The following is a 12,161-nucleotide window of genomic DNA, read 5'->3' on the forward strand; positions in this document are numbered from 1 at the left end:
TTGTGCCCGCGTTGGGCCGTTGAAGGGTGATAGTTTCAACAGGATACGCCGCCTTTTTTCATTCAATCAAGAACACGACTTTCGATCATATCTCGTCGACCGACAATCGAATTCAGTCGCTAGGTTCAACACCGTCCGAATGGCGTAGCTTGTATCGGTCCTCAGGCCGCGAGCCACTTATGTTGACACCGTGTTATTCAAGCCGGCAAAAGCATGAACGATCGATCGTTACGTCCGCTTGCTTGGCTGCCGAGAGGAATTGGTTTCGTATCGTGGTTGCTTCATCGTTTCTCCCTAACTCCATCAAGCACTCGGCAAGCCCGTTTAACGACCAAGGATTTCTTGGGTGCTTCTTGAGGTCCGCTCGAAAAACTTGCTCGGCCTGCTCATAGTGGCGTTGTTCAATGAGTAACGCACCCAACGCGTGTCGCGCCGGTTGCATCCAGCCCCATGGTTCGTCGTAGTTCATCGCATCGTCAAGCTTGACCGCATTTCGTAGCTGTCGGAACGCCTCGTCAAAATTGCCTTTTCGATACGCTATTTCGCCGGCAACCATTGCTTCTGCGACCTCCAAGATATCGCGAGACCTGTTGTTGAAAAGGACGCTCGTCTCGGGGACTTGCGCCCTGGTATCTGACAACAGAGCTTGCTCGACTTCCGCATCATCAATTCGGTCGGTCGCAGCGTACGCCAATGCCCTTGCATAGTGCCGTACCGACCGACTCATTGGCAAGTAGTCGGCTGGCTCCGGTTCAGTGAGTATGTCTTCCCAGCGACCGAACCGAATTAGAACGTGGAATTTCATTGGCATGAACGCATCCAAGAAATCAGTCTGAGTACGTAGCAACTGATCCGGAACTTGCGCAACAAGATCTTCTGCCGCTTTCATCGCGATCTTGCTTTGCCCCTGAAACATAGCGCCGTACACGACAAAATGATAGTTGTGAATCCGATAGAAGGTGTAGAAGTTCATGCTGCCCTGGCGTTCCAAAACTGCCTTGTCAATCTCAATGGCTCGCAGGTTGGTTTGGACGACGCTTTCATAGTTGCCGAGCAACACATCAATGTGCGATGGCATGTGCACGAGATGGCCGGCCCCTGGCATCAGGTTCCGGAGCCGGTTTGCAGCGTCGAGTGCTTTTTGCGGCGTGGGCGAGGCCTCCATCGTATGAATGTACAAGTGATTGACCGCGGCAAAGTTTGGTGTGGTCTCGAGGGCTTTTTCGAGAACGTTGACGATCTCCGGCGTTTCTGGTGCCGGCGTTCCGTCAGCGTCCCATTGTTTCCATGGTCGCAGGATCATCAGCGATTCGGCAAACAAAGAGGCAACTAACGGATCGTCGGTGTGATTCGCGTAGACGTCTCGCATTGCATTCGAATAGGCCCGATTAAGTGGCTCATAATCCTCTGGCACGGGCGCCGCGTACCGACTCGCAGATGCGGTGATAATCGCTTTCTCTAACGGGGTGGAATCTGTCGAATGTAACTGGGCGAGGCGAATTGCGAGATTTGCCTCGGCGATTTGGTGCGGTTCGATTTCCGTGTTGTTGATGTTGGGGCCCCAAGCGTATGCCATCCCCCAGTAAGCCATCGCCATCGCAGGATCGTACTCGATCGCCCGCTCAAAACAGCGTGCACCTTCTTCATGATTGAAGGCAATGCACTGAGCCAGCCCACGATCAAACCATTTTTGCGCGTCGGCGGAGTCTGTCGAAACCTTGTAGTGAAAGCCGCCGAGGTCGTAGTACCCGTCTTTTATTGAGTCCGCTGGGACAGCCTGCGCGACCGTAATGCACGGGAATCCAAAGCAAGTCATCGCTGACAAAAGAACTACGGCTTTCATTTTCAATGCTCCTGGATCTAACCAACAGGCAGTCGAACCGAACTGATCGGATCGGCTATTAAGAACTTACACGCGAACCGCGACGGGGCACATCCGCTAGGAAACCATCAGAGTATTCTCGCATTCGATGACCGCAGATCAATGCGGCCTATTGAATATCGCAGCAACAAGTTTGCGGTTGGTTTTGATTAGCAAAAGGACACCATTACGTTTCAACCGCAAACCGCCTTCAGCGTCAATTTCCGAAACAAATCTAACGCTGTTCAGATGCGCTGGTTTTACTCCGCCTCACCGAGTTGTTCACGAAGCCGACGAAGGATTCGAGAGCGATGTTGCCGAACGGTCGCCGAGCTCATCTCAAGCTGGTCGGCAACGTTTGACACGGTTAATCCATCGATGGTGGTCCGCCAAAACGCTTGCCAAGATCGAGGCTCAAACTCGGTGCGAACTTGCTGTAACGCCCGGTGGATCAGTTGATTGAACTCGATCCGTTCCGACAGGTCACTCTCGTCGATTTCCTCCGGAATCATTTGGACGAGCTGCATCGCGGTGCTTCCGCCCTTTGCGACCGGACATCGTTCTTGCCGCCGCAGAAAGTCAATTATTTTGTGCCGACTCAACGACCATAGCCACGCACGAAAACTGCCACCATTGCCCGTGGGACGGTAACGTTCGATTGAACGCGAGACGGCGAAGAAGATTTCCTGTGTCAAATCGCTGAGATCGTTTTCAGCGATACCTTGTCGGCGACACCAAAACTTAACCAATGGCAAATACAACTCGACTAGTTCCGTCCATGCGACACCATCATCACTACGAATCCGCGAAAGCAGACTCAATCGCGTCACTCCGGAAAGACTGGATTCAGGCATGGATTAACTCGCTGGTCGAATTGTCAAGTGAAGGCTGAAATTGGAACACGTTCTGGTCCTGAAGGTACGATGCGGCCTTCGAAGAGCGAATTTGTTTTTCCATGATTCGAAAAAGTGCTGTCACGCCTGAATCGATTCATTAGGTGACCGACGTGTTATCATAATGAAGCGAGGAGCCCGGAGATGCAAACAACCCTTTGTCCGCCGCCGGACCAACTAAGAGACTATTTATCGGGGAAGTTGGATGCTACTTCGTCCGATAGCGTGGCCCAGCATTTACAGGATTGCGAGGATTGCGAACGTACGGCAACCGAATTGGAAACCGAACCGGACACGCTGGTCGAGTTGTTGCAAGCGAATTTGCCGGTGAATTCTGGCTTCGGTGAGTCCAATGATAGAGACTCGTCGCCGACGTCAGACTCAATCGAGATCTTAAACGAGCTGATGCCGTCCGAGTTGGGGCAGTACGAATTGCTTTCTCGGTTAGGGACCGGAGGCATGGGGGCCGTTTACCTGGCTCGGCACAAGAGTTTAGATAAGCAGGTTGCGTTAAAACTACTTCCCGCACTGCCCGCTCAAAATCCGGAATTTGTCGCGCGGTTTCAACGAGAGATGCGGGCGGCAGGAAAACTCGATCACCCCGCAATCGTGCGAACCACCGATGCCGGTGAGCAAGGAGGCATTCATTTCTTGGTGATGGATGCGATCGACGGGGTGAATCTCAGTTGCATCAGCCGGGCCGAAGAAAAGCTCACCATCGCTGATGCCTGCGAAGTCATTCGGCAAACGGCTATCGGTTTAGCACATGCACACGAAAAAGGGATCGTGCATCGCGACGTTAAACCTTCGAATCTGATGCTGGATACCGACGGGGCCGTACGGATTCTGGATTTCGGATTGGCTCAAACTGGATTCTGGGATTTGGGATCGGCCGAAATCACGACGGTTGGCCAGTTGATGGGCACGCTTGACTACATGGCGCCGGAGCAAGCCGAACGTGGTGGAGCGGTCGACTATCGCGCCGATCTCTATTCGCTGGGGGCAACGCTGTTTCGCTTGTTAACCGGAAGAGCTCCGTTGGCTGCCGCACCGAACCTGACGCCGCTGGAAAAATTGCGACTGCTCGCGACTCACAAACCGCCAAGACTACGTTCGCTGCGACCTGACGTACCGGAGGCGTTGGGCGAACTGGTCGATTCGATGTTGTCGGGCGATCCGGCCGGGCGTCCCGCGAGTGCAACCCACGCGGCGGAATTGCTTGAGCCTTTCGCGGAACCAGCGGATCTTGTCAGCCTGCTCATTCGTGCTCGGTCGAAGCCCGCCGTTGCTGATGACAGTTTCGTTGTCAGTCCGGTCCTGCAGAGGAATTTGGCGGATTCGGAACAGCTCGTACCGATTCAAACCGTCGCTGCTTCACAGTCCAATGGCGATCAGTCAAACACCGGCCGTCGCGGACTGTTTTGGTTGTTTCTCGCGACCGCTTCGGCAATGTTGTTCGGCGGAATCATGATGGTTCTTGAACTGCGCAAAGGGCAACTGGTAATCGACTCGGAAGCCGACGTTCAAGTCAAGATTGTTTCAGTTGACTCACAAGGTCAACGCGCCGAGATTGATGAACTGCGTATCGAACCGGGAACCAAGGTGACTCGGCTGCAAGCCGGAAAGTATGAGATCACACTCGACGCGCCCAGCGATTCGTTTGGAGTCACGAACAAGACCTTCTCGATTCGTAACCGTGAAACGGTCGTGGCCACGATCGTAAGGAAGGCAAGCGAGCCGGATTCGGATGAGAACGCCTTAGAAACTGATCGCATGATCGCCGAAGCGACACCAGAAGATCCTCGGCTGAACGAAGTTGTCTACGACGGCGAGACGTTGGACACGTGGCTGCGGAGACTGAAGTTCGAACGCAATCCGAAGGAGGTGTCGCGCACCATCCATGCGATCAACTCGTTGGCTGACGAAAGCTTGCGAGAAGTGATTGAAGAACCCTTGATCGAATTTCTCGTTTCGTTGGAGGGAAAACGCCGCGAGTTTTACACCTCGGCGATCGAGCCTCTGGCAACTTGCACCGGATCGGAGTTCTATCAAGTCGCTGCCGACATCATCAAGCAGTTGGACAGCCAAGAAACCAAACTGTTGTTCTTGCGATCTGCATTCGATGAACTCCGAATCATCGAGATCAATGGTGCCGAGCAGTACGACGAATTTCTGGAAGTGATTGCGGGTTTGCTATTGAGCGATTCGCCCGAGTTGGCTGACGAAACGGCCTTTCTACTGCGGGGTCTTGCCGATTTTGCAGCCGGCGGCGATGCGTTGGAGTTTCAAAAGCGAGTCGTCGAACGACTGAAATCAATCGAGACATTGACGAACAAGCAATTTTGGCTCGCCTATCCGGTCAGGTATCTTCACAGGGCAGCGCGACCTTTGAAGTACGTGATGACTTGTGAGCCAATCCGCATCGAGGTAACTCGTCGCGCGATCGAGGTGTTAACGAGCGAACAGCAAGTCAATCAACTGGTTACGCAAGCTGCCATCTTCATTCGAAGCCAAATTAAATTCCACCTGGAACTTGATTCTGAACAGCGGAAACAGGTCGTGAGTCACCTTGCTGACTTCCTTTCGAAAGCCGCAGACACTCCAACCAGATCGCTCGCTGAGTATTTGGTGCCGCGTGCCTTGTGGGACTTTGCCGCCCCGCTCACGCCGCTCGGTCACTTTGGGGAGGCGACGGAACCGCGTGTTAACAACTTCGTCGCGGTCTTGAACCTCATCGACGTGGCAAACTTGCAGGAGACATTGAGTTCGCCGCTATCCAAGTTCCATGAGGCTTTTCGAGAAACCCCCCTTCATGGAAAGGATTCGTTGCGGAATGCATTGCGTCATCCGCAGAACTTCTCTTGGTCGATTGTTACGAAAGGTCCTGGAAAATCGCTGCTGTATCCGCGTGTCGTCTATTTGCAATCCGGCTTTTTGATTGGCAAGAATGCCACCGAATTATTCGCGAGATTTGATGAACGACTTCCGGCTGATATCGCCAAAGAAGTTGATGGTGCATTGGATAAACTGGAATTTGGAACCGATCAGGAGCAGGCCAGTGCGATCAATGTGCTGGTAGAATTCATGCCTGAACGTTACTTGTCCCGCGCGGCAACACTCGTCGAAAATTACTTTTCAAAACAAATACATGCTCTTCCGACGAGTGCCGTACTTGAGCTGTTGAATCGTGCGACAGGTGATGACTTCATCGCCAGCTACGTCCGCGTATTGGAGAGTTCAAGTGACGACAATCGCATTAAATTGCTAAGAGTCGCCAACTTTTCCAAGATTGAAGGGTTCAGTTGTTCGGATCCGGAGAAACTCGAACCATTGTTGCGTTGGTGCGATCAAGCCATTGGTCAGTCCGACTCGATCAACAACCAGGAGACGGCGTCGATATTGTGGATGCTGTATTCTCTGCTCTTCGAAACGACTCGCACCAGTGTCACGTGCCAGGAGCGGGTAATTGACCATCTTGAAGCATATGAACATCTTGGCAGCGATTATTGGCTGGTTCGGCGGCTCGACATGGATGGCGAAGGCCGATTCGGATTACCGATGCGTTTGGCGATTCTTAAGAAAGCGATCGCAGAACTGAAGAACACCTCCGATGATCCGGAATCAAACGACTGCCAAGCTTTGGCGGTGATTATTTCCGGCGTCGAATCGATTCCCGAATTGAGTTCGCCGCAACAGAACGCTTTGATCGACGAATTGAGAAACCGTCTTGATGCGGCGGCGAAAAACCCCAGCGTCTACAGCGAGATCGAGTCGTTGTCGAGTAGGTATAAAATGGGAGAACCTCGATTTGGTGACGTTGACATCTTGGAGGGTGACTCGCGTGAGAGCGATGAAAAACCAACCAATGTCATCGTTCTTGTTCTCAACCTATTGATCGACCTCTCGAATGATTCAACTTCCGAACTCGTCGAGATCGCAAAGCCTGAAATCACGGCGTTGCATCATGCGATTGAGGAAAGGAACGTCACGTTCAGCAAACCGTTGTTTGGACGAAATGTTTGGCCCAAAGTAGGCTGGGAAAGTCTGATTGCACGTCTTTCCAAAGGTGAGCTTGTTTTCCATGTTTGGTACCTACAGACGGGAGCATTATTGGGGAAAGATGTTCAATTACTGAATCAACGTCCCACCGATCTCTATCAAGCGGAAGTGGAACGGAAGCTACGATTGGTCAGTCCTGGTGATACGTTGGCAGTGAAGATTCCTGGCTTGTTGCCTCAAACCGGTGACCCGCCGATTCTACAGGCCGGAACCGCGGCACCGGTGACCGGTATTCCTGTGACTGTCTCAGATGACGGCACCATCCAGCTTCCCTTGATCGATCCGTTGCCGGTCAAAGGACTTGACCTCCAGCAAGTGACCCAGGCGATCAGCAAGACCTATGTGGTCGAGCAAGAGATCCTTAGATCCGATTCGGCTCACGCGATCTCGGTGAACTTTTTGGTTCGAGCGGGCCAAGCGGTCGAAGTCCGTAATCTCTCAGGCAGTTCGGTAGCGATGAAACCCGAGAAGAGGTAGTCGCTGATTCCAAACGGAACTCCGGGTTAATGAAGTGTCGCCGAGTCCACTTGGACTGAAGATGAGTTCATCAAATACGTGTTAGCAAGCCAGCGTAGTCAGTAAAATGCTTCTGGTTTAAGGTCAATTCTGAGCTGCCCGAGGCAGGTCGCTGTATCAGCGACCTGCCTCGGTTGCAATTCCCGACGCAAGTTTTAAAGCGACCTTGGACGCCTCGGTGGCGTTTTGTCATCGATGAATGTGACTGACCCGTATCGGCGGGCAATTTGTACGCGTTCGCCGCAAATGATGACAAGCAATCGTCCGCTGGAGCACGGGGGAAAACTGATCGGGGGTGATCCCAACGCAACAGCGTGCCTTGACTCGTTCTTCTCGAATGCCGAAGTGGTCCAAATTACGGACGGGAATCGCAGACTGCGAGACTGCTGGCGCCGAGAAAAAAACTGACAACGAGCTTCAGATTTCTCCTGCGGAATATTGGTTGATCTGCTCAATTGAGCACTTCGGCTCGAATCCAGGGGGAATCTCCGCGTCGGCGACCACAGCGAAATTGGAGTGGACAACTCCATCGACTTCATAAGTAAATGGGATCGTTTCAATGTCGCTTAGCAGAGCGTCCATCAGCAAACTCCATTGCGAACGATCAGGAGAATCAACATCGACATCTTCGCCCGCTAATCGGCGAAAGTCACCCCGGCCTAGTTTCAAGTTCGCTGTTGAGACGTCTTCAGCATAGAAAGTGAAAGCACCCGATCCATCAACCAGATATGCACCATAGGTCCTGAGTGCACGCAAGAATCGTCGCGTCACGGGCCTCAAGTTGCTCTCGTCGATCATCTGTCCATTCTTATCGCCAATCGTTTCGGAAAGCCGGATTCGTTCGCCCGCACCGAGGGCCCATTGGGAACGAACGGCATCGGAAGATTCTGTTTTGCTGGCTGGATACACATAGTCAGCGGGCGTGGCAGACTGGGTGGGGAAAATCCTTCTCAGTCCGGGAAACGCGAAGACCAACGCGTGTTCGATTTCATCGGTTTGTGTAAAGTCCTCGGGCAACAATAATCCGGCCAGAAGCGGGACGCCACTTGCCCTCGCACTGTTTCGAGCGCGGCAGTCGTCGCGCGGCGTCTGCGCACCATCGCCGTCTAGCGAAAACCGGTCAACGACACCGGCATACGGAATTGAGTTTCCCGGTAATCCACTTCCCAACGACTCGCCGTCTTTGTCGATCACCGTCGAAGCGGCAAAGAAATCGACTTCAAACCGATTCTTTGGATCAACCAATACCAAATGGCCATCTGAATCTTTGCCGCACGGTAGCGCTGGGCGGACCGGTCCAGCGGGTATCGGAATTCCCTGGAGGCGGCATAGGTCGCGGTCGCAATCTTGCTCCTCCGCCAATGTAGACGAACGCCAAGAGTCTCCGAAGTAAGTCTTTAGAGTGACTTCGTTGGTCCGTCCGTTGGGATCGACCGGGAAGATGGGAATCGTAAATTGGTCATGGTTGATGTAGATGAAGTTCTGATCGAATTGTTCCAGAATCGAATGAATCTGTTCCAATCTCCGTGGCTGGTTTGGCTTCTCGGGCGATTCAACCACTAATTGTCGCCATGCACAATTATCGTTGAACAATGGAAGCCTCAATTCGAAATCACGGGTAAAGCTCAATGGTATCTTTGTATCATCGGAGCTTCTGCCGATTAATTCCGACGGTTTCGAAACGACGGGGCTAATGTCAATCAGTGGCCATGCTTTCCGGATGAGCCTTGCCAGTTCCTCGGGATTCCGTATTTGAATCTTCTCCAACTCGGCAACAAAAGTTGGATCCGAAACTCGCCTTAGAAATTCTGATGCCGTACGACATCGCGTACGAAGCTGAGCATAGTCGTTCGCTCCGACAACAGACGCCAGCCTAGCTCGATCAGCCCAATGGGCAAGGTCGCTTTTCCGAATGGCTGTCAAGTCGGCGATACGATCGATATCCATATTCGCCAAGTCGACGACATCGCTGATGCCCTCCTCACTGAGACGTGATACTTTGGAGAACGGGATAATGGGAAGCTGGGTCAGAGACGCCGGCTCTTCCACCGACGAGATACTCTTGTCGATAAAAGCACCAATGAATCGGAGCGCAGTGGTTGGGAATACTCCGGCAACAAACAATAGAAACAAGGGGATGGCGCCGGCACCTTCACCGCCAGAGTATGCGTATCGTGTGACCATCGCGATACCGATGACTAGAAAGAATCGCTGAACCATCAACGATTGAATTCCAGTACTCACCACATCACCTTGCCGAGAACGATACAGCGTCGTTGCAAATAGATGAACATACCACCCAAGCATCCCGGCAAGTATCGGAGCGAGTTCCCCATTTTGAAGTCGGAAATATTGTGCAACAGTCGGTCCATATCCCAGAGTACAGAACGTGACAAAATCCTTTGCAAATGATAGGGATCGCCCATCGGGGCAAACATGGAGGGACCACGAGTAGGCAATCACGCAGCCTAGTAAAAATCGAATCCCCGCTCCCGTTCGGAACCACCGACGGTATGCATTGGGGCTGCGGCGTCGTTGCAAGTCATTTTGCCGACGGTACGCGCCATCGCTGCAGAAAAGGGCTGTTGCCAAAAAACCAAAGGGAACGAGCGTCATAAAACTGATGACCACGGCATGCCGCGCTAGGAAAACGCGGCATTTTGTGTATTCGACCCATTCGTCGATCCATTTTGCTTGTCGGCGCTCTTTCACGTCGAAGACCCGCCCGTAATTCCCTTGGTCGCTCATCGAGAGGGAGACCCAGGCGTCACGAATCGCTGGCTCGATCGACAGAATCACTGGATCACTCGTAGACGATGCTGGGCTGTTTGATCCGAGTGGATCTGTCAAAGGTTTTAGAATCTCTGATCCCGTTGAGTCCTTGTCTTCACCAGATAAACTTTTGCGCAGTTCCTGTGCATCAGCTGTCGTCAAGACGGACATGCCGATCGCTTTCAGGTCGAACTCAGCACGCCCCATCGCCGACCAATGCAATGCCAGGATCATTCCCAGCCCAAGGCATGGCGTGGACAGGTATCCTACGAAGCCTACAAGCCTTGGATGATGTTTACTGAATGTGGAGGGATTCCAGTTGGATGTGGCATTGCTCATCGGGGATTACCTTGCTGTCCTCTGGTAAGCTGAAAGTCACTTTGCGGCAGAATTCGACTTCAACCAAATCGCCGCGGAAGCAACCGCTATGTCGATGATCGAGAAATGGCCTTCACCAAGAACGGTTGTTGCCTGGCTACGCGGAATGTTCCGATGCAGAAAACGCAACGTTTCGGGCGGAGCCGAGTAGTCGCAGTTTCCGATCCACAGGCCTACGGGGACGTCAATGCGAGGGAGACAAATTTGCCAGGGCCAGCGCATCAAGGACATGTCGTGGACAATGCCTTGCGTACCGTGGCGAGATGCTTCGGCGATCACTTGACGAAGTACAGTTCCGTTGCGCTGAATATAGTTGCGATCCACCGCAGCAAACTTCTTGAATTGCGATGGCATCACATTCGGATGACGTCGGCTTCGCCGTATTTGGCGTCGTAAGACGCCTTCGGCCAATCTCGGATACGCTGCCGCTTGCTGCAGCGCATTGTCTAGGACGCCTTTGGGGACCCCAGGGGCACCTGGCGTGCGTGGCGAAATAATTGCGGTCGCTGTAATTCTTTTTGATAACACTGCGGTACAGGCGAGCGCGAACGAAGTACCACCCGACATTGCCAAAACGCCGAATCGATCGAAAGAGGTCGATTGCGTAAGCAGGTCCATTAACCGAGCAATATCGCTGGGCCAACTCACGTGACTATGCCGTTGCGAAAAAGTGGACATTCCCATCCCCGGGCGGTCAACCGCGATTAAACAGACGCCGTTCGCATTGCAAAACGGAGCCAGTAGTGCCGCCTCCAGACGGGACCCTGGTGTTCCGTGGAAATATAGAACCGGAAAATCCTTTAGCGAACCATAGATTCGGTATCCGAGTCTTCGGCCATCGGCGAAGTGGCAAGTTGAATCAGAAGGATTCTGTCCCAGAGCATCGTCCGATCCGAACATCGGCGCGGCAGCTGCCAAGGCGATCAAACCACGTCGCGTGATCATTGGACTGAATGCCTTGTTCGTGTCGTCTATCATTTGAAAATTCATCGGTGCACGAAACTAAAAACTTACCACTTCCTATCAACGACTCCCTAACTCGCGATCGTAGCACAATCTGCGAAGCCGGCCTTGTTTATTCGAGCGGAAAGCGGACGAGGCACTGAACTTTGCATGCAGCGTTTCGACTAGGTATTTATCAGTATTTTGGTTTTGCAGCCGACACGTCTCCGAGACTTTCAGCATGTGGTGAAGATACCGGATTCCTTCTGGGATCTGTGTCCCGAAGCTCAGCTTACGGTAGATCACTGCCGGCCGAAGCACGCGCCCGGCCGTGTCACACGGTTGGCTCAATCACTTTCACGTTCGGGTTCGTTCACCACTGATCTTCGCCAAGCAAGATCTCTTTTAGAAGTCCGGCTCGTTTCACGCACCCGCTAAGTTTGCCGCGCAGCAAGTCGTTGAACTCGCCCCAAATTGGACCGCCCAAACTTTGGCAGCCTCGCCGTCTCGGTACCGGCGTTGCTGCTCGAAGAGAAATCGTTTCTGTCGCATCACGTCATGTCTCAAGCGACGAACATGTCGGTCATTCGATTCACCAGTTTTCGAATGTCGCGTTTTGGATGAGCCCAGCATGGCTGCAGCCGTTAGCCGTCCAGCTACATCTTGGTTCGGTCACCGTTCAGAATGGTCTCCGAGTCATCGCCGGTCAGAGAAACCGGGCGGCAGCGAAGAATTGCGAG

The 12,161-nt window shown here is 52.9% G+C and carries 5 protein-coding genes; 1 reads left to right on the plus strand and 4 read right to left on the minus strand.

Annotated elements, in window-relative coordinates:
• Nucleotides 1-193: 193 nt before the first annotated feature.
• Together FYC48_RS23160 and FYC48_RS23165 are read right to left on the minus strand one after the other, a co-directional pair.
• The gene (locus FYC48_RS23160; protein WP_200836683.1) at nt 194-1,843 is read right to left on the minus strand and encodes a tetratricopeptide repeat protein; all 1,650 of its coding nucleotides are present in this window, start codon (nt 1,841-1,843) and stop codon (nt 194-196) included.
• Nucleotides 1,844-2,121: 278 nt separating this feature from the next.
• Nucleotides 2,122-2,715 (minus strand): sigma-70 family RNA polymerase sigma factor, encoded by a 594-nt coding sequence (locus tag FYC48_RS23165; protein ID WP_149499179.1) that lies wholly within the window; start codon nt 2,713-2,715, stop codon nt 2,122-2,124.
• Nucleotides 2,716-2,898: 183 nt separating this feature from the next.
• Here FYC48_RS23165 and FYC48_RS23170 point away from each other — a divergent pair, with 183 nt between their 5' ends.
• The gene (locus FYC48_RS23170; RefSeq protein ID WP_149499180.1) at nt 2,899-7,290 is read left to right on the plus strand and encodes a protein kinase domain-containing protein; all 4,392 of its coding nucleotides are present in this window, start codon (nt 2,899-2,901) and stop codon (nt 7,288-7,290) included.
• Between the two features lie 456 nt (nt 7,291-7,746).
• On the opposite strand, the gene FYC48_RS23175 is transcribed toward FYC48_RS23170, so the two are convergent.
• Nucleotides 7,747-10,440 (minus strand): hypothetical protein, encoded by a 2,694-nt coding sequence (locus FYC48_RS23175; protein ID WP_160149728.1) that lies wholly within the window; start codon nt 10,438-10,440, stop codon nt 7,747-7,749.
• 36 nt (nt 10,441-10,476) lie between these two features.
• Nucleotides 10,477-11,469: an alpha/beta fold hydrolase gene (locus FYC48_RS23180; RefSeq protein WP_149499182.1), complete on the minus strand. Its 993-nt coding sequence runs from the start codon at nt 11,467-11,469 to the stop codon at nt 10,477-10,479.
• Nucleotides 11,470-12,161: the final 692 nt, after the last annotated feature.

Source organism: Roseiconus lacunae (assembly GCF_008312935.1).
In the GTDB taxonomy this organism is placed as follows: Bacteria; Planctomycetota; Planctomycetia; order Pirellulales; family Pirellulaceae; genus Stieleria; species Stieleria lacunae.

Coding starts and splice junctions, on each gene's coding strand:
- FYC48_RS23180 (WP_149499182.1), bottom strand. CDS start 11,469: ATGAATTTTCAAATGATAGACGACACGAACAAGGCATTCAGTCCAATG.
- FYC48_RS23175 (WP_160149728.1), bottom strand. CDS start 10,440: ATGAGCAATGCCACATCCAACTGGAATCCCTCCACATTCAGTAAACAT.
- FYC48_RS23160 (WP_200836683.1), bottom strand. CDS start 1,843: ATGAAAGCCGTAGTTCTTTTGTCAGCGATGACTTGCTTTGGATTCCCG.
- FYC48_RS23170 (WP_149499180.1), top strand. CDS start 2,899: ATGCAAACAACCCTTTGTCCGCCGCCGGACCAACTAAGAGACTATTTA.
- FYC48_RS23165 (WP_149499179.1), bottom strand. CDS start 2,715: ATGCCTGAATCCAGTCTTTCCGGAGTGACGCGATTGAGTCTGCTTTCG.